We start from the raw sequence: 20,043 nt of genomic DNA on the forward strand, positions 1-20,043 counted from the left end.
AACCTCCTAGTAATCTGATAGGGATTGATACTCTGTGATACTATACAAGAAAAGGAAAAAAGTCAACGAAAATAACTTACATCATTAGTGTTAATGAAACTTGGTGAATTATACGGATTTTCACGCATTGAAGTGAAATAATACTAAAAGAAAGATGTATCGTTATCCGAGGAAGGATTTTAAAGGAAGGGAAGGGATCATTAAGAATCCAAGGGGACAAAAAGGCCCTCTTCCACGTCGATTATTAGCTAAGTGGAGAGGGGGCTTCTTTAGAGCGTCCAGAACTATTGCAGGATACTTTTCAACTTAGTGTTTATCATGATTCCTATCCTCCACACTGACGAAAATAGGGTTCGAATAGAACCAAAGGTCTTTATAGTTACGTTTGTTTATTTCTGAAAAACGCGTTTCGTTATCCTCGATTTCAGTTTTTGTATCGATCAGCGGTTCACCGTCCATCGTTTCTCCAGAGACATTTTCCCCTAGGTTCGTGCCTCGCAAACGGAAATATTGATCCTTATTTGCTTTGACTTTGTAAGTGATGGTATGAAAACCATCGCGATCGGTTTTCCAGTCTTTACTTGTAAAGCGTTTAACCACTTTTGACGTATCATTGGTGGCTTTATTATAAGCAGGTGTTCCAGGAACCGCTTTCCCTGTTACTTCCCCCGAAATTAGGTCCACGTGGTCCACTTTGACGGAGTCCCCGTTGTTGTTCTTTTTAGGGCTCTTAAATCGGATAGTGACCTTGACCATCTGTCCTTCCTTCACCTTAAGGTCCCCGCCCATCTCAACCTTGTTGTTTCCGTTTTTAGCTTGGAAATCAAGGGCATCGATCAAGTCACCGAAAACGGAGAAGGATTTCCCAGATCGCATGCCGTCAAGGACGGATTTTATTGATGAGCCATTTACCCATGTATAATTCTTGGAATATTCTCCTGGCCAGTAGCCGCTGGAGTATAGGCGATTTTCACTGATTTCGAAATGGGAGTCCGAATTGGAAAAATTCCAGAACTTACGGCCTTCCCCAAGAAGCGCATCCCATGCACCTCCCACCTTAGCAAGCATGTAATCGGATCCGCCATAGGTCCGGTTTTCCGGTGTTGCCAGATTTAAACCGCCTCGATCTGGCTCCATCTGGTTACCTGGCATACCTTCAAATCCGAACATGACATCCGGGGCGATATTGTTGAAGTCACGAAAATCAGATATGTTGTAAACCCTCTTTCTTGATGGGTGGTTCAATATGGCATAACTTGTATGCTTATAATTTTTCTCAAGCCATGCCAATGCTGTTCGAGCATCCTCGGATGTCTTATTGGCTCTTTGATCCTGTGCTTTCCAGACGGCTACATCCTTAGAATCAAACAACTTTTCATCCTGGTTGGTGAACAGATATTCGAACTGATTGCCAGCTTTCAGGCTTTTAGGTGAGCCCGGCTGATCTCCCAAAATGCCTATGCCGACATGCTCGTATGTAGGCATGTCCCATTCGAAGCCTGAAAAGATGACTTTATTTTTAAATTTGCCCTCTTTTTGCAGTTGTTCCATTTTCGGGGCTTGATATTGAATGATTCCCTGAGACAGCGGTATCGGACCGCCTGGAATCAAATGTCCCTCATCATCCCTTGAAGACATCCTCAAGTGGTCGGAAATTCCCATCCAATCCAAGCCATATTTATTAAATGCGTTATTTAGCAAGCTCTCAAGGATCTGTGATCCCGCGGCATCATCGGACTGAGTGGTATGGGCATGATATTCCCCTTTCATCCATCTGCCTCCCGGATTTGTCTGATTGTCTTCTGCATCTTTTGCAGCAACCGCGACCGGGAGACCCTGGAAAAGGATGGCTATGCTTAGAACCGAAACTGTGAAAGCCCTGAACTTATTAATCATTTTACCGACACCCTCCATATATTGAAATAATATTGAACAAGCTAATTTTATTGTAAAAGTATTAAGAATCCGTTTGGGGTGAGTATGGTTTTTGTAAAAGGAAAGACCGATTTCGGTAACAGTGGTTTAGAAATTGAAAGGAGGGGGAAGGGCTTGTAACAAAAAAGGTTATAGAGAAAAAATTTTTTCTCTACAACCTTTAACGACTATTTTGCCGTAAATATTATTTAGCTTCGAGTAGATTGATATGATCTACAGTTTGATCTTCACCAACAATGAATTGAAGTTCATAATTTCCTGTCTTGTAAATGTAGTTGATTTCATTCGTACTGGAAATATGGCGTATTTCGTCAGCACTGCCGAGTTGTTTTCCTAAAACTTTAGGTGTGATGCTTCCTAGATTATGGTCCCGTTCTATATTTGTCCCAAAATATCGGATTTGTGAAATGGTCTTGTCATCGTTATAGGCAAATGCAAATCCTGGATGCCCCATTTCTGCATGGTAATAGTCAAAAGTATCATCTGTGTTACTTGGCTCAGGGGGGGAACCGAATGTCTCATATACATCTTTTTGGGTATTTTCATTGATTTTTAAACCCAAGGCAGTATAAGGCATTTCTCCTGAAAAGGCTTTATTGTAGATCTCATGTAAGGTGGTAAGAGCGTGTTCCTTAGCTATGGCAGAAGCGGAATCCATTGTGGATGCAGCCTCAACCGGTTCTGTTGAAAACGATGTACCTGCCCCTAAAAGAGAACCGGTTAGAATAACCGCGCTAACCATTCTGGCAGCTGGTTTTTTAGATAACATCATTTCTTATCCCTCCTATATCATTACTTTTCCACAATTTCCTAGCATGAAACATTTTTTGGATGAGCAATTGGAATGTTTGATAATGGTGGCGCATCAGGTACATTTTACAATCTTTCATTCTGTAAAAATGATTGAACCGCTTGGTTATAGGGCAATAAGGGATGTTTCATGCAGTCGAAAAATAAAGGCTCTTTTCGTAAAGATTGTTGTTTTTAAAACGAAACTATTTAAGGTTGATTGGAGCGCAAGTGCGAGACTCCTGCGGGAGCAGCGGGACAGGCGTTTACACCGAGGAGGCTCACCGCCCGCCCCGCGGAAAGCGAGCATCTGGAGGGGAAGTCAACCACAACGCTTTACTTGGTAAATAGCAACAAAGTATGCGAAAACAGCCAAAATAAAAAAGGTGCTTCACCATGATGAAACACCTTTTGAAAATGATGTGATTAATCCCAAACGTTAATTCTAGGAACTCCAGCAGTTCTTAAGTAGTCCAATAATTGACCAGTATGTACAGACTCGTGATAAGCGATTCTTAACAACATGTCACCTAAATCCCTGATATATCCGATATTAGAGCGATCAATTTTAATATTGGATAAGTCGTCCTCGCTGAAGGATCTGATCGTTTCCAAAAAATCACGCCTATAAGGTTCGGCAAAGTTCAATTCCGCTTCAACAGAGGTAAGTGGCTGTTTTTCAAATGGTGATTCATAAACTTGTAGACTACCTTGATTTTTAATGGATAAATGATAGTAATGCTCACTATCAAGGACATGTCTAACCATTTCCAAACAGCTCATCGCCTTGTCGTCCGGTTTCCAATGGAGTGTGCTTTTAGGTATTGATGTCCAAAGTTTAATGTTTCTTCTTCTAACCTCTTCCAGATTTAGGATGATTAGTTCTATCGATTTCATAATTATCTCCCCTTTTTAGCAGGTATATTTTAACTATACACGAATGGACGCTGAAGATATGGGGTTATTTTGAAAATATAGAAAATTTAATAATCTGTTCAGCTTTGTGTATTCCTTCTATTATGTAAAGTATCGCCTCTGTTTAAATAAGGACCTGTTTATTTTTCTGGTTGCTTTTTATATGGGAGTCCTAAGATAGAAGCGGCCTGGAGAGGAATTAAATTAAGGATTAGGGTTTTAAGAGACTACAGAGAAATGCCTATGAATCCGTGTGAATTTACAGGCGATTTCATTCCCTAGTTGTTCCATTGCGTGGGGGATACATGATTCATATATCCGTATAACCCCAGTATCCCTTATCGGGATTAGTATGAGACAGAGAAGTCCAGTTAATGAAGGGGAAAACAGATGAATGATTCGTATTAGTTGTGCACTGTATTACAAGATAAAGAAGGGATTTTAATCAATCTTTCTTTGTTAATAGGTGGCAGGAGGACCTTTTTAAATTAAGGATTGAATTAGAATGTCATTATGATAAATTAAAACCGGTTTAAATCCAAGGGCTTTAAACTTTTGTAATGCTTCTGGGTTGTTTTTGTTCACAAAACCGGACACTACAAGGATCCCTTTTTTTCTCACATAAGTTACTAATTCGGGTAAAAGGGATTGCAAAATTCCTTTTCCTCTATATTTCTTGTCAAGTACTACATAATTAATATGAGCCACTTTATATAAGTAAAGATTATAACAAAGAAATCCCACTACTTTACCCTTATCATTACAAACTACGAGTACCTTATGTGACTTTTGCAATATTTCATTCACTTTATTAGGCGAAACCCGAAAATTACTTACCGTAATATCCGTTAATTTCTTGATATCCTTTTTAGGTTTCCATTCTCGAAAATACATCATAATTTCTCCTTTAGCTCTATTAGATATAACAGTTTTTAACCAGAAATATATAGCTTGTACATGTGGAAAAATAACAAAAACTCTGAAATCAGTCATAATGTTTTATTAAGATGAAATTCCTTTAGAATAATTCCAAAGGAATTCCATCTTAATCTCAAAAAAGCAATCTCTTAATCCCTTTTAAATTTCTTGATAGAAGTGGGTTGCTTGATTGATGTACCTCTATTATTGTTTAATAAATTATTTAAGATTCTTCTCAAGGCTGACCTACGGCTGTTATTTTCACTTCCAGAATTGCCATTACTGGAACCGCCAGTTCTTCTTAGCTTTTTGTTTGACACTGAAATCATCCCCTTTGTTATATAAATTTCCACATTACTAATTTATGTGTAATATTCCTTTTTGCTTGGACAAGTTCACCAATTGTTGCACGCGTATGTTATGTATTCGTAATACCAATTAATGTAATAAGATGGTATACTTGTGAAGTAATTCACAAAAAAGTGGAAGTGTTTATGATTCGACCTATTCACTCTTAAAAGAAAGCGGGTTGGTTATATGCTGAAGAAAGTGGTTTTAGCTGGCGGGACTGGTTTTGTCGGTCAATACTTTGAAAAGCATTTCAGGAATTTGGGATATGAGATAAGGATCATCTCCAGGCAAACCCCGCATACTGGCTGGGAAGATAAAGAAGGAATAAGGGAAACGATCGATCATTCGGATATGTTAATCAACCTAGCAGGAAAAACGGTCAATTGCCGCTACAATGCCAAGAATAAGAAAGAAATATTGGATTCACGAACTGATACGACTGAAGTGCTAGGTAAGGCGATTGAACAATGTGAAAATCCTCCTTCAATATGGATAAACTCAAGTACGGCAACGATATACAGGCATGCTGAAGATAAACCAATGACGGAGGAAGATGGTGTAATCGGTTCAGGCTTTTCCGTAGATGTAGCGAAAGCGTGGGAGCGCTCATTTTTCGATTTCCAGCTACCCAAGACGAGACAAATTGCTTTACGAATCGCCATTGTATTGGGCGATGGGGGAGTGATGACCCCATATAGGAATTTGGTTAAATTCGGATTGGGAGGCCATCAAGGATCAGGAAATCAGAAATTCAGTTGGATACATATAGAAGATTTATTTAACATTGTCCTTTTTCTGAGAAAGAATCAGGAGTTGAGCGGGGTGTTCAATTGTTCATCGCCTCATCCAGTTACAAATCGTGAACTGATGGCTCATTTGAGAAAGCTCATGAATATTAGGATAGGACTTCCCTGTCCAACACCCATGCTTGAAATGGGAGCTTTCTTTATGGGGACCGAAACGGAATTGATATTAAAAAGCCGGTGGGTCATTCCAGAGAGGTTGGAAAAGGCGGGGTATGCATTTAAATTCCATCATCTTGATGAGGCTCTGGAACAGATACTGATGAATTCTTAAAATACTCGAGATTGATTGCTATAATGATAGATAGAAAATCATTAAGAGAGGGGAATCGTAAAATGAATATGACTCCATCTGAAAAAGTCGGAAGATTCACAACAGGAATATTTTCAGAGTTGGCGACCCGCAAGCAGGATGCAATGGAACGAGGGGTGGATGTTATCGATTTGAGTGTAGGAAGTCCGGATTTACCACCGCCTGATTTTGTAGTGGATACGCTTGTGAAATATGCGCAGGATCCCAATTCTTACGGGTATACGTTAAAAGGTACGCCTGAATTCAATGAGGCAGTCCGTTATTTTTATCGGATGCGTTATGGAGTGGAGCTGGATGCAGAAAGGGAAGTCCTCCAGCTGATGGGATCGCAGGATGGCCTTGCACACTTGGCAACGGCGATGATAAACCCTGGAGATTATGTGCTGGTGCCGGATCCGGGATATCCAATTTATGAAGCAAGTGTAGAGCTTGCCGGCGGAATCATTCATCCGATGCCGCTTACTGCCGAAAATGGATTCCTGCCGCAGCTCAACGGTATTCCGGATGAAATAGTGAAAAAGACCAAAATGATGATTATCAGTTATCCGGGAAATCCTGTCACCGCCCTTGCTGATGAAACTTTCTTTTCGGAAGTCATATCTTTCGCGAAAAAGAACGAGATCATGGTGGTGCACGATTTTGCTTATTCAGAGTTGATTTTTGATGATCATCCGCAAATTAGTTTTATGTCCATTCCTGGTGCCAAGGAAGTGGGGATTGAATTTAACTCACTTTCCAAAACTTTTAATATGGCCGGCTGCCGTATTGGATATGCGGTGGGCAATCGAGAGGCGCTGAACATCCTGGGAACGTTGAAATCACACATCGATTATGGGGTTTTTTATCCAATCCAAAAAGCTGCCGAGATGGCGCTAACTTCCAATCTTTCGCTGCTATCAGAACAGGTTAAGGAATACCAGGCCCGACGTGATGCCTTGATATCAGGTCTTGCGGAAGGGGGATGGCATGTGCCGAAAACCTCAGCTACCATGTTTATTTGGGCCCAAATTCCTGCAGGCTGGAAATCACGGGATTTTTCCTATGCATTGATTGAAAAAGCAGGGGTAACGGTCGTACCAGGCGATGCTTTTGGGAAGCAGGGTGAAGGGTATGTCCGGATGGCCTTGGTCCAGCCGGCCGAGAGATTGAAAGAAGCTGCTGAACGAATCAAATTGTTTTTGGAGAAAAAAAATGGAGTGTAAAAAATCTAGCATTTAATATATTCAGGTTTTAAGAACGCTTGATTGCCGCCGCTATCCATTCCGAGGGGATTGATAGAAATGGTTTGCGGACGGTGACTATCATTTTACCTATAGAGGCAGTAGCTTATTTTTAAAAGGAAGGAATCAACTGGCACGGTGAGGAGTATATAGAGCTTGAGGAAGTTGTTATTTACTTGTTAAAGTGAGGCGCTCTCTAGTGTTTTTAACACTACTATGAAGTTTAAGAGAAGGTCCATCCTCGGATGGGCTTTTTTATGTTTATGGGAAACTAGCGTGATAGATTATGAATGGAATTTCCGAACGTAAGATGGACAAGCCGCATAATATATAGCAAGTCCGCAACTCTCTTAAATGAAGCGGGCTTAATATGATAGAGAGGGGGAAAAGCAATGATCAACTGGAAAGTGCGTCTTAAGAATCCTACGTTTATATTCACGGTACTCCTTCCCGGGCTTTTAATATTGGCGCAGATGGTTGCCGCGTTCATAAACAATTTCATTACACCTATAGGCTTTACCATCACTGATGATGCATTGAACGGGGCTTTAGGCATCATTAACTTCATAGCGCTTACATTCTTTGGGGTCGGCGGTGTGGTCGATCATACCACTAAAGGTCTAAGTGACAGTGAAAATGCCCGACAATACGATGAGCCTAAATAATGGACACTATTCTTTCATCTATTGAAGAGTAGAGTATACCAGATAACACCGTTACTTGCTACACAACGGCGTTACCTGGTTATTTGTTTTTTGGGCAGAGATGAAAATTGCAGAAAATGATTTTGGTCTAAAAACCGAAATGCAACATACATTTAAAATTGTGGTTCATTTTCAGTTTGGGGAGGAAAAAGAATGAGTTATAGTTTACCAGTTTCAAAATGGCTTGCAGCCATAGTTTTAATCGGAGCATTATTAATGGCCTTCATATTCAGTCCGGCTAATGCTTCAGCCTCTATTAATTATGGTGAGGAAGTTGCCACTTTGGCAAAGAAGCAGGTGGGAAGCAAATATAAATATGGGGGGACGACTCCAAAAGGATTTGATGCCAGCGGTCTTACCCAGTATGTATATAAAAATGCCGCAACGGAAATGAAGATTCCAAGAACGAGCACGGAACAGTATAAAACCGGAAAGGCCGTGAACCAAAAAGATTTAAAAGCGGGCGATTTGGTCTTCTATGCGACAGGTAAGAAAGGGCAGGTCTCTTTTGTGGGAATCTATTATGGAAATGGTACATTTGTCGGGACCACCACCAAAGGGGTCAAGGTGGTCAAAATGAGTGATAAGTATTGGAAAGAAAAATATATTGGGGCAAAACGGGTCATTAAGTAACAATCTGATGTTCAAGATGAAAAAAGTCCAGCAAAAAGAGCATCGAAAAACCGATGCTCTTTTTGCTGGTCATATCCGGGGTTTTCATTCAATGATGATATCGGTTAAAACAACATTGCCATTACGAACCTTCACCACGGCCACTGAAGGATTGGCCAATGCATCCTTCTCCATTTCCTTTGCCTTTTCTTCAGATGCGAAATAATTGTCCAGACCGTATCTGATCTGAATGGTTGCCGCATTTTGCAGTTCATATGGGATTTCCAATTCGCCTTTTAGGTAAACGCCTTTGGTGGGTTTTTCTTTCGTTACGTAATCAACCACGTAAAGTCCATCAGTGTTTTGTTTTAAACGTACATATACCTTTTTATAATCGCCCATATTTCTTTCATTGAACCCGGTTTTAATCGAGTCATCGACTTGTGATGGCTTAACGGATTCAATTTCGTATTTCAAAGCTACATAGCTGCCCCTAAACAAGTCAGTCGGATCGACCGGGGCTGTTTTGATCTTGATTACGTCTCCTGTCATTGTTGTCCAGACCGGAGGAAACGCCAAGACTAACAGAATCAAGACTGGAATGGAAAATACGATGAGTGGCCGGAATGATGGATTACTCATTGAGTTCCCCTCCTTTTTTTCGTTGATTTTCAAAGAAGAAGCCAAAACCGATAAGCATGATTCCACCAATGATGAATGTAAGCGATTTTGGCAGGAAGTCAAAGGAGTAGATGTAATATCTGAAAATCAGTGCACATAATATCACGATGCTGGTCAAACTGCCTTTTAGAATGAGATAAAGCAGAAAAACGAAGTAAGCTAAAGGAAACCAGATAGAAAACTCAAAGGTAAGGAAGAGTGCGGTAATACCGTGTAAGATATGCCCTTGTATGTGTGTGATGTTTTGTAATTTGGCTCTTACCGGAATATAGGCAAGCACGATTCCCAATACAAACAGAATGGATAGGACAATCGTATTCGAATTTTCGAAACCCAGCTTTGGCACGAATTCCATAAGAAATAAGGCAATTGTATTGATGGCTAAAGCGTTAATGAAAAAGGTCAGATATTTAGGGTAATCGAATTTCTTTAACAGGATGTATAAAGCCGGTAGAAATATAAGAATGGCAAGCGGGTAAGACGTTTCATCAACGAATATACTTCCGTTAATATAAATGAAAAGCAGGAAAGATGTAAAAAGGAGAACAAAGACATCCTTCAAATAGTATCCAATGAATACCGTACCGATCGCCCATAATAAAAAGGAACTGTTGAAATTGATGCTGATGTTAAACATCTGCTCGACTAGAAAAATCCCTGCACCAAAGATCAGGATACCTGCATAATGCAGACTTCGTGACGTTTTGGGCAAGCGTGCCTGCACCTTAACGCCAGCAAAGTTCACTCCGATGAGGCATGCAATGATAAGCAGGAATTTAACCGCTTTACTTAAATAGATCCAGTTGCTGGCTACGAAGGTCAATACGCCTAAACCTAAAAGAAGTGCCCCAATGGATAATAGAATCGTGATGAAGTTCAAATTGCCTTTTACATTATAGGAACCTAACATCCTCACTTTCTCTTGCTGGGAGATGACTCCTTCCTTTTCAAGGTAATTAAATTCATGTTCAAGAAAATCGAATTGCTTTTTTGTTATTTCTTTGTTAGCCAAAGTAACTCCTCCTTCCACATTTTACTATTATACATCGTATTCTCTTGCAGCTTTGAATATAATGCTAATTTTCTGCTACCCTTATTGGAATGCATGTAAGACTAAAAAAAAATATAGTACCTTGCAATGAACAGTACCATGTGGTAAATTATTTACATAAGATGTATTATTCGTTGTTCAGTACTGTTTATTGAACTATACTGAAAAACTTTTGGAAGGAGTGATGGTGCTATGAATGTACAATTTAAGAAAGGTGTCCTGGAACTGTGTGTCCTGGTCTTACTGGATAAGCAGGATCGCTATGGATATGAACTTGTACAGAAGATATCGGATCAAATTGAAATATCGGAAGGGTCGGTATATCCACTTTTACGTCGCTTGACGAAGGAGGAGTATTTTACGACATATTTACAAGAATCAACAGAAGGGCCTCCTCGCAAGTATTATAAATTAACGGAAAAAGGCCGGAGATACCTTCAAGAGCTGCTGACGGAATGGTATGAATTTTCCAATGGGGTCAATCAATTAATCAAGGAAGGTGTGAACCAATGAATAAAGAACAATTTTTAAAACAATTGAATGCTTCATTAACCAGACTTTCCTTAGAGGAACGGGAGGATATCCTTCAAGATTACGAAGAGTATTTCGTAATTGGAATGGAAGAAGGAAAGTCAGAGCAGGAAATCTCAAAATCCCTTGGGAATCCTAAACAGATTTCCAAGGAACTGATGGCATCCTATCATCTTGGTCAGGTCGAACAAACGACTTCTGCAGGTAATGTAATGCGGGCGGTTTGGGCAGTCATTGGTTTGGGATTCTTTAATTTAGTGATCGTTTTGGGACCATTTATAGCATTGATCGGAGTTGTCATTGCAGGATGGGCTTCGGCGATCGCGTTCATTTTTGCTCCGTTTGGCGTTCTTTTTAACCTTGCGATAGGCACTTTTCAATTATTCGATCTTTTCTTCGCATTGGGACTATGCGGGATTGGCATTTTCATTGCCATGGGAATGTTTGTCGCTACGAATGCCTTAACTAAAGGATTCGTTCGCTATTTAAAATTTAACGCTTCCCTTGTGAAAGGCGGTTTGAAAAATGATTAATGTAAAAAAATTATCGATCATTGCACTTATATTGTTACTGGTCGGAGTAATAGGAAGTCTGTTTACGTTTTCCCAAGTGACGAATAAGGAAACGACTACAGAGGAAAAAACGATTTCGGAGATCGTGACGGACATTCAGATCGACACGGACAATGCAGCTGTTGAAATCGTTCCAACGAAGGATAAGGAGACTAGGATAGAATTGGTTTCAAAAGGGATGGATGTTTCCAAGTTGGACTTCACTGCCGATGTGGAAGGAAAGAAGCTTTCGGTACAATTAAAAGATCGACGTACCTTTAGCTTTGGTTTTCATATTCAATCCATACATCTAAAGGTTTATGTGCCTGATGAATCTTATAAATCCTTTGTCATCGAATCCGATAATGGAAAATTGCAATTATCAGGATTGAAAAGTGAAAATCTGAATGTGAAATCTCAAAATGGCCGGGTAGAATTAAATGATATTATAACGGAAAAAGTTGAAGTGAGATCTGCAAATGGAAAAGTAGATCTTAATAATGTGGAGGGAAAACTGGTAGGGTCATCGAATAATGGTAAAATTACTTTGGTCACGAAAGACTTGGATAGGGAGATCGACTTCGAAAGTAATAATGGTAAAATCATGATCAAAACGGAGAATGAACCGACAAACACAACTTTCGATGTTCATGTTGACAATGGGAGAGTGGATATCCTTAGTAAGTATGAGGGCGATACTGTCATTGGCAAAGGTGAAAACTTAGTTAAATTGGAAGCGAATAATGGGAAAATCGAGATAACGAAATAGTCGTGAAGCATGAAAAAGCCGATCCAATTGGAATCGGCTTTTTTCAATAATGTGGCCATTTCATCTTCATGAACAGCAGGTGTTTTATAATAAGGCTCTTTTCGTAAAGATTGTTGTTTTTAAAACGAAACTATTTCAGGTTGATTGGAGCGCAAGTGCGAGACTCCAGCAGGAGCAGCGGGATAGGTGAGACCCGTGGAAAGCGAGCATCTGGAGGGGAAATCAACCACACCGCTTTATTTGGTAAATAGCAACAAAGTATGCGAAAGCAGCCTATAATAATGTCAATTTAGAAATGAACTATAAACAGAAGCCAATATTTGTTGGAACAAAGTACAGACCGTCCGATAATAGAGAAGATGCAGTGGTTCTTCCGTTTTTTATTTTATCACAGATTTGGTGATTCTCTGGAAGCGGTCCCCTTTCTAAGAAAAAACATTTATAGTTTTTCCTTTTAGATGTTTAGAATTATAATTATGGAAAGGATAATTATGTTAAAAGTAATGAGTGTAAGTCCGCCATCAAATCTAAGGAAAAGATTTTAATGAAAATGACTTCAAAAGTATGGGGGCTGTAGTATGAAATTCAATAAGTTGTCATTGGATATATTTAAATATATGATCTTCACTCGCAAGAAAAGGGAAAAGGACTATCTGAAGAAAGGGCTCGAAGAGCAAAAAAAGATTTTTAATATAGTGGAAAGTTCTAAGGATATTATCTACTGCTACGAATCAATCCCAAGTTCCAAGTTCAGGTATCTAAGTCCATCCATCAATACACTTTTAGGTCAAGGCGTCTTGGAAGAAGCATACAATGACCCTTTTTCGCCTTTTGAAAGGATACATCCTGATGACTTTGATATCCTAAATGAAAAGATATACGTTGGGATTGTTTATACTAAGCCTGTCATTCAACGCTGGAGAGATATAGAGGGGAATTATTGGTGGTTCGAGGAATATGCTACACCTATATATGAAAAAGAGCAATTGGTAGCCGTTCAAGGAATCATCCGGAATATTGATGAAAGAGTGAGATTCATACAGGATATTGAGTATCAAATGTCCCATGACCCATTAACGAATATCCATAATCGACAGTTTTTCGATAAAATATCTGCCAAATCCAATCTTGATTTTGACACTCCGGTTGCCATGATATTATGTGATCTAGATGAGCTGAAATTTATGAATGATACATATGGTCATAAGAAAGGGGATGAATTGATTAAAGAAGCGGCCAATCTATTGAAACGGATTTTCTCGGACATCGCTGTTGTAGCGAGAGTGGGTGGAGATGAGTTTGCCATTCTGCTGATTGATAGAAGCAAGCGAGAAGTAGAATCTCTTTGTGAATTATTAAAGGAAGAAATACTTCTGCAAAACTCCCTAAATAAAGGCCCTCACATCAGTATGTCATTCGGGCATGCTTACCGTTCGCATTCCAAAGGGAATATGGATAGCTTATTCATGGAAGCGGATCAAAAAATGTTTCAAGATAAACGGCGAAGAAAAGAACAGAAACTCGTTCGGGCGGGTAGATGAAAGATAGGGGATACAATAAGCTAGGGCAATACCACCATTCCTCAATAGTAGAATGGTTGATACCTGGGCGGTTTAATAGAATCAATGTTATGGATGCATTACTGCCTGGCGAACCTAAATCGTTAGTTTACATAAGGAAGGTAAGTGGAGGGAAACGGACATATAGGCATTTCGTTATGAAGGGGGAGCCCAGTGTCATACTGGGCTTTTATTTATATATATATATTTAGGTATACGAAATAAAACATTCGCTTATTTTAACCAATTTTAGTAAACTGGCAATGACTATTTTATTTAGAAGGTGAAGGGATATGAGGGAAACCTTAGTGGATGAACGGGTAAGAGGCACTGATAAAATCTGGACACGTGATTTCATCATGATCTGTTTGGCAAATATGTGCATCTTCATGGGGTTTCAAATGACGATGCCGACCCTCCCGCTGTTTGTTGAGCAGCTTGGCGGTGACGACCGCCTGGTGGGGGCTGTCCTTGGAATCTTCACTTTTTCGGCCTTGATTGTTCGGCCAATTGCCGGCAGATTATTGGAGACGAAGGGAAGACGCATCGTTTTTTCTGCCGGATTAGCCATTTTTGCATTGTCCGTGGGTTCCTTCGGGTTTATGGGGAGCATCGGCCTGTTATTCATGATGCGGATTGTACAGGGCGTCGGATGGGGCTTTTCTTCAACGGCATCAGGAACGATTGCTTCCGATATAATCCCTGCGAAACGGCGTGGCGAGGGGATGGGGTATTATGGATTATCGGGTAACTTAGCACTTGCATTCGGGCCATCATTGGGTCTTTTTCTAGCTACCGTCATACCGTTTCAAGAGCTGTTTTTGATCTGCTCTTTATTAGGTTTGTTTGCCATCATTGCGGCATCACTTATTCGGTATCAAAAAGTGGAAAGTGATCCTTCGGCGGCTGTCAGAGCCAAAAGGTTTGATATATATGAAAAAAGTGCCCTTCAGCCATCTTTGCTCATTTTCTTCATCTCCGTTACATTCGGTGGAATTGCAACCTTCCTTCCGCTATATACAGCGGAAAAAGGTGTAGATGGCATTCAGTGGTACTTTTTAGTATATGCAATGGCCCTCATGGTCACGAGGTTATTCGCGGGTCGATTATATGACCGAAGGGGACATCGAGCCATATTCGTGCCTTCAACATTACTCATCATGGCAGGGATGCTGCTGCTTGCGTGGATGCCGAGTGAGTCGGTCCTTTACATGGCAGCAGTGCTTTATGGATTTGGATTCGGTTCTGTCCAGCCGGCGCTGCAGGCATGGTCGATTGAAAAGACGCCACCAACTCGGAAAGCGATGGCGAATGCAACATACTTTTCATTTTTCGATCTTGGAGTGGGCATAGGTGCCATCGTGTTCGGGCAAATAGGCTTCCTATTCGGCTATAGGAGCATCTATATCACGGCAGCGGCCTCGATTTTCATTTCAATGATCGTTTATTTATGCATCATCAGGAGCGAGGATAAAATAAAATCAATGGAAAGACGTTGAATGGCTTCAATAGAAGTCATTCTTTTTTTTTGAGTCAGGAGGAACACCACTGGCTTCATTGTTTCATCCTTAATATATAAAAAAATAGGAAATATTTGTTATTATCGAAAAGAGAATATACATAAGATGATAAAGGTCTATTTGAAGGAAGGGGAATCTTGGGATGAATGATTCTTCAAACGAAGAAATGACATTAGAAAGAAGGAAGCTTATTTTCCAAGAAGAGCTGGAGGTTTTATGGGAAAGGCGACTCATCCCTAAATCAGATTATATCCGGATTAGCAGGGCATATAATCGGCATTTCCAATTAGCCCTCCATAAACAAAAGCGCTTAGAGCATGGAAAGAAGAAATCCATCCAAGGACATGAAACGATTGTCGGTGAAAGTGCCGAGATGAAGGTTCAAGATAGCCTGATTGAAGAATCTTCATTGAAATTACGTGAATTTAGTGGAGTGAACGAAACGATAACGAAAGATGAGAAGACCTTGTATGAAACTAATGAATCAGCTTTCGAGGAAAGTCTTGAACCTGTCAAGGAGATCACTGGTAGGAAACCTGTTATTCAAAAGCAGGCCATCAAGCGGGAGAAATCGGTAAAACCGGCAAAGCCGAAGAAAACACCTGAGCAAATCAGGGAACGGAATATCTCCGTCATCCTGCTCACCGGGGTCATATTGCTTCTGTTCGGCGGGTTGATTTTAGCAACTTCCTCATGGGGGGATCTGAATGCGGTCCTGAAAGTTTTCTTCATTGGGATGGTTTCCGTCATTTTTGCAGGAATGGCCTTCATCGCTTCGAAGCTGAAAATTGAACAGACGGCTTTTGCATTCCTGACGCTAGCGGGTTTATTCATTCCGATTACGATTTTATCAGCTTCATATTATCGGATTTTTGGAGAGTACCTTTCACTTAATGGTGGGGGGAGGGGGCTGCTGGGGTTTCTTGGGGGATTACTCTGCTTAGCGACTTATTGTAAGATTGCTGACTATTTTAAGTCGAAAATATTCATTTTCATTTCGATATTCACGTTTGGCATTACCTGCTATTTCGGATTGGCCTTTGTGACTCCTACTATCGAGTGGATGTTTTTAGCGATTGGCATTTTTAATTTAATCCTGTTATGGAATATTGAGCAATTGAAAAATCAAAAAGCATTAACGTTATTCAAACCATTCATTTTTCAATTCATCCAGTTTAAGATCATCGTGGAAGCCTTTGTGATCCTTACATTATTTTCAAGTAACTTGGTGTACTCACTAACGCTGATGGTCTTTTCTATTTTGTTATTAATTTTTTCGGTCAAGTTCCAAAAAAAATATTATGAAATGGCTTTTAGCGCCGTTTTTACGTATGGATATATCCATTTTGTTTTTAACTCATTTTTAAGTGAATACATGGTTATTGCCTTTGCGCTTGTACCAATCATTTTTACTATGCTATCGAAATATCTGGCTAAATCCAAAATGATTAAGCTTTCCAAGAACTTCATGTTCACCGGTTTGATTGAGAGCGGGATCGTTGTCTTATATAGTAACGCGATGGTGTACCAGGAGAACTATGCGCAAATATTCATCGCGCTCATGATAGTATCCGCTCAACTTGTACATGTTTCCCTTCAATCGAGAAATTCAAGCTTCACGTACCCGGCTGTTGTTGTATTCGACTTAGCGTTCCTGTATCTTTTCTTTGCCATGCCAGTCTCTTTTTCTACCATTTTAAATCTTGTTTTCGTTCTTCAGGTCATTCAATATGTTGGAGTATATTTATATAACCGTCACCCAAGGTACAGCCTTTTTAAAAAGAGTATCTTACTTATCTCCCCAATGATCATGTTAGTGATACTCACCAGTAAATTGAGCGAAATGGATTGGCTTGCAGTTAGTGCCGCGCTCGCCATGATCTCTGGGCTTTTCTTCATCACATATATAAAAGACGAATCAAAGCATATGAAGGAAAACACCATATACGGATTTCCAATCACATTAGTACTGGCTTTGGTTGCTTTCTATCCATATTTGTTGGAGAGTTTAGAGTGGGTCCGGTCAAATATAACGCTCAGTGTCTATTTAATGGGGGTTTCACTGATTTCCATCGGTGCAGCTTACACATTTAGAAGGGGTTATCATAAATTCTTTCCTGTTTTTGCTTATAGCTCACAAATTCTTTCCTTCCTTTCCTTGGTATCGATTCCACTCGATTCACTGAAGCCTTTGGAGGAAAGCGGAGTCATTGCCATAGCTACGGCAATAGCCGGTTGGTCCGTCCATATACATCGGAAGCACATATTCTGGGTGCCTGTCGTGATTACAAGTGCCAGCCTATATGCTTCACTCTACGATGTTTTTGATTTGAGTTCAATGGTATTGAAGATTGCGTTTGTGCTGCTAGGCCCTATTATCTTTTTCCTTTTAGGAGAATGGCTTGGGAAATATTCGGGAAAAGGGAAATTGTACTTCCAATATACTAGTCACCTTGCCAATTTACTGGCGATTCCCGTTGGATATTTGCTCATTGTTAATACGGAAAGTTCACCATCCCTATTTGCTGCACAACTGTTGATTTATATGTTGAGTGCTTTAAGAGCACATGTGAAATGGGAAAAATACGTCTTTACGTACCTAGGGTTTTCGACCCTTTTCCTGCAGGTCCATTTATTTTTTGCAAACATGGTACAAATGGCATTCATTACATCAATATCCATGATGATTACAGCAGGACTCATAACCATTCTGTGGTCGGTTTCCAATCAGAATTGGAAAGGCATCATGGAGTATTATCTTATTCCATTCATTCATTTAGGAATAAGCATATCGATATTGGAAACGGCAATCCGTGATTTTCCGCTTAACAGGGAATTGGTATGGGTAGGAGTGATAACTGTACAGTTCTTGTTTGCCTGGTATCTGCTCATGAAAAGGAATTGGCGGAACTATGTTATCGTTCCTCTAAGCCTGGCGTTCATTTTTTATAATATGTATGTAAATACATTACCTTTGGTTATGGCGATAATTGCATTGCTTGTATGCATGACTTTGATGGTGATGGCTAGCAGACGCCATTTCAAAGGATTGGTCAACCAAGAGGAAACGAAGAGAGTCATTGATTATTATCGGATTTTTGGCTTGTTATATCTTTGCACTCTAAATCTGGAAGTGTTTATGAGCGATACAGGTTCTGCAATTTTGGGGATTTTTGTCTCCCTGCTGTTGCCTGGCTACTTCATCCTTATGGGAAGATTCACGATCCATACGAAAGAAAAAGGCATTTATTCGGGAATAGCGGCCATCATCGGACTTTTTCCGTTCCTCAATATCATGGACTTTGCCCATGCACTCCCAATCATCACGAGTTTGGCAGTTCTATTTGGCTGTATGGCAGGAATGCTGTTGTTAAGCAGGCTGTATTCCAGCTGGTTACTCAAGAAAAACGGATCAGGCATCATCAGCTTTGAGCCTTTCAGGATCTATGGTTTATTCTTTTTGATCGATATGAATGTAGAGGTTTTTAATGATACTAAACATCAGTTACTCCAAGTCTTTGTATCGCTTCTGTTAACCGCCTATTTCATTTTCCTGAGAAACTTGACAGCGGAAAAGCCAGAAAGGAAAATCTATTCCAATATTGCTGCACTAGTCAGTCTGTATCCCTTCCTAAACATCGTCGGCTATGCCGACAGCCTATCGGTTGAAATGGGATTGATGTTCCTTTTCGGATGTATGTCAGGGATGCTGCTTTTAAGCCGGCGTTATTTCGATGGTTTGATCAAAAGGGAAGAAACAGGCATTTCCATCGATTCATACAGGATATATGGCCTGCTGTTTTTACTTGCCATGAATAGGGGAATTCCAGTAACTGAAACATCAAGCCAGTTACTCCAGGTTGTCGTATCGCTCTTGATCACGGTTTACTTCATCTTGATTGGAAGTTTCACAAAGGATGTAAAAGAAAAGGGGATCTACGTTTGGCTGACGGGAATTTTCAGTTTGTATCCGTATTGGACCATCATCATGTACGCGGACACATTACAGCCTTTCGTTGGAGCGGCAGTCCTTTTTGGGTGTACGGCCTTGATGGTACTGCTAAGCAGGAAATTCTTTAAAGGCTTTCTTGATAAAGGCGAGGCAGGACTTCAATTGGATTTTTACAGAGTCTATGGTCTGCTCTTTCTTCTTGCCATGAACATGGATGTTTTGACGGGGGGACCAGCACATTTCATTTTGGAATTCCTCGCGGCACTTCTGATTCCGGCCTATTTCATTTTGATGAGAAGCACGACTATAGGAATGTTGGAAAGAAAAACCCAGATGGCTGCAGCGATATTGTTCAGTCTATATCCGTATTGGGTCATTGTCGATTGGCTCACGATACCTCCTGTACTTGAGAAGGAGGTGAATATTCTGCCGCTGTTCATTGTCAGCACCACTCTGCTGAGGAAAATCTTTGTTAAAGGCAAAATCACACAATATATCGAGAGTGGTATTGTTTTCCTCTTGTTTTCAGCCTTGATCATTGATGCAATGGCAGGCAACACCTTATATGATGCGCTCATTATCGGCACGGTGTCATTGTCAGCAATGCTCTTTGGATTCATGATGAAATACAAATCCTATTTCATCGCTGGAACCGGGACCATATTATTCAATGTCTATATGAATACCAATTCGATGTGGGGCGAGATGCCATGGTGGCTGTATTTAATCATCGGCGGAGGGCTGCTTATCGGAATTGCATCTTTCTTTGAATGGAAAAAACAAAAAGACAACCGGACATCGAAGGAGGTTCTTGAGAAAAATAAACAAAGGATAAAGAATTGGTTCAATCGGTGGAATTAATGAAAAAG

17 protein-coding genes are annotated in these 20,043 nt (G+C 40.2%); 10 read left to right on the forward strand and 7 right to left on the reverse strand.

Going from position 1 to position 20,043, the window contains the following annotated elements:
- Positions 1-306 precede the first annotated feature (306 nt).
- The 5 genes from BW986_RS22785 to BW986_RS30395 all read right to left on the reverse strand — a co-directional run bounded on the left by BW986_RS22785 (position 307) and on the right by BW986_RS30395 (position 4,877).
- Complete coding sequence (locus tag BW986_RS22785; RefSeq protein ID WP_076371069.1) at positions 307-1,896, reverse strand: CehA/McbA family metallohydrolase domain-containing protein; 1,590 nt, start codon at positions 1,894-1,896, stop codon at positions 307-309.
- A gap of 223 nt (positions 1,897-2,119) precedes the next feature.
- On the reverse strand, positions 2,120-2,707 hold the full coding sequence (locus tag BW986_RS22790) for a YjgB family protein (protein ID WP_260320937.1): 588 nt from the start codon (positions 2,705-2,707) through the stop codon (positions 2,120-2,122).
- A gap of 443 nt (positions 2,708-3,150) precedes the next feature.
- Complete coding sequence (locus BW986_RS22800) at positions 3,151-3,621, reverse strand: DinB family protein (RefSeq protein WP_076371073.1); 471 nt, start codon at positions 3,619-3,621, stop codon at positions 3,151-3,153.
- Positions 3,622-4,122: 501 nt separating this feature from the next.
- Entirely contained in the window at positions 4,123-4,536 is a 414-nt protein-coding gene (locus BW986_RS22805; protein ID WP_179086142.1) for a GNAT family N-acetyltransferase, read from the reverse strand.
- Between the two features lie 170 nt (positions 4,537-4,706).
- Positions 4,707-4,877 (reverse strand): hypothetical protein, encoded by a 171-nt coding sequence (locus tag BW986_RS30395; protein WP_179086143.1) that lies wholly within the window; start codon positions 4,875-4,877, stop codon positions 4,707-4,709.
- A gap of 217 nt (positions 4,878-5,094) precedes the next feature.
- On the opposite strand from BW986_RS30395, the gene BW986_RS22810 reads away from it, so the two are divergent.
- The 4 genes from BW986_RS22810 (at position 5,095) to BW986_RS22825 (ending at position 8,581) form a co-directional block, all read left to right on the forward strand.
- Positions 5,095-5,985: a TIGR01777 family oxidoreductase gene (locus BW986_RS22810; protein WP_076371077.1), complete on the forward strand. Its 891-nt coding sequence runs from the start codon at positions 5,095-5,097 to the stop codon at positions 5,983-5,985.
- Between the two features lie 62 nt (positions 5,986-6,047).
- Positions 6,048-7,226, forward strand: coding sequence for an LL-diaminopimelate aminotransferase (locus tag BW986_RS22815; protein ID WP_076371079.1), 1,179 nt, complete (start codon positions 6,048-6,050; stop codon positions 7,224-7,226).
- 410 nt (positions 7,227-7,636) lie between these two features.
- The gene (locus BW986_RS22820) at positions 7,637-7,909 is read left to right on the forward strand and encodes a phage holin (RefSeq protein WP_076371081.1); all 273 of its coding nucleotides are present in this window, start codon (positions 7,637-7,639) and stop codon (positions 7,907-7,909) included.
- A gap of 192 nt (positions 7,910-8,101) precedes the next feature.
- Positions 8,102-8,581: a C40 family peptidase gene (locus BW986_RS22825; protein ID WP_076371083.1), complete on the forward strand. Its 480-nt coding sequence runs from the start codon at positions 8,102-8,104 to the stop codon at positions 8,579-8,581.
- Positions 8,582-8,665: 84 nt separating this feature from the next.
- On the opposite strand, the gene BW986_RS22830 is transcribed toward BW986_RS22825, so the two are convergent.
- On the reverse strand, positions 8,666-9,202 hold the full coding sequence (locus BW986_RS22830) for a GDYXXLXY domain-containing protein (protein ID WP_076371085.1): 537 nt from the start codon (positions 9,200-9,202) through the stop codon (positions 8,666-8,668).
- Positions 9,195-10,253 carry a DUF2157 domain-containing protein gene (locus BW986_RS22835; protein ID WP_076371087.1) on the reverse strand — a complete coding sequence of 353 codons (1,059 nt, stop codon included), beginning with the start codon at positions 10,251-10,253 and terminating at the stop codon, positions 9,195-9,197. Before BW986_RS22835 ends, BW986_RS22830 begins: the two co-directional genes overlap by 8 nt.
- Positions 10,254-10,484: 231 nt before the next feature.
- On the opposite strand from BW986_RS22835, the gene BW986_RS22840 reads away from it, so the two are divergent.
- The 6 genes from BW986_RS22840 (at position 10,485) to BW986_RS22870 (ending at position 20,035) form a co-directional block, all read left to right on the forward strand.
- Positions 10,485-10,805, forward strand: a complete 321-nt coding sequence (locus BW986_RS22840) for a PadR family transcriptional regulator (RefSeq protein ID WP_076371089.1) — start codon at positions 10,485-10,487, stop codon at positions 10,803-10,805.
- Positions 10,802-11,356 (forward strand): DUF1700 domain-containing protein, encoded by a 555-nt coding sequence (locus BW986_RS22845; protein ID WP_076371091.1) that lies wholly within the window; start codon positions 10,802-10,804, stop codon positions 11,354-11,356. The genes BW986_RS22840 and BW986_RS22845 overlap by 4 nt, the downstream gene beginning before the upstream one ends.
- A complete protein-coding gene (locus BW986_RS22850) occupies positions 11,349-12,143 on the forward strand; it encodes a DUF4097 family beta strand repeat-containing protein (RefSeq protein ID WP_076371093.1) in 795 nt (264 codons plus the stop codon). The genes BW986_RS22845 and BW986_RS22850 overlap by 8 nt, the downstream gene beginning before the upstream one ends.
- A gap of 578 nt (positions 12,144-12,721) precedes the next feature.
- Positions 12,722-13,684, forward strand: a complete 963-nt coding sequence (locus tag BW986_RS22855) for a sensor domain-containing diguanylate cyclase (protein WP_076371095.1) — start codon at positions 12,722-12,724, stop codon at positions 13,682-13,684.
- Positions 13,685-13,995: 311 nt separating this feature from the next.
- Positions 13,996-15,201: an MFS transporter gene (locus BW986_RS22865; protein ID WP_076371099.1), complete on the forward strand. Its 1,206-nt coding sequence runs from the start codon at positions 13,996-13,998 to the stop codon at positions 15,199-15,201.
- A 163-nt stretch (positions 15,202-15,364) separates the two neighbouring features.
- A complete protein-coding gene (locus BW986_RS22870) occupies positions 15,365-20,035 on the forward strand; it encodes a hypothetical protein (protein ID WP_076371101.1) in 4,671 nt (1,556 codons plus the stop codon).
- Positions 20,036-20,043 lie beyond the last annotated feature (8 nt).

This window comes from Peribacillus simplex (assembly GCF_900156045.1).
Taxonomy (GTDB): Bacteria; Bacillota; Bacilli; order Bacillales; family DSM-1321; genus Peribacillus; species Peribacillus simplex_D.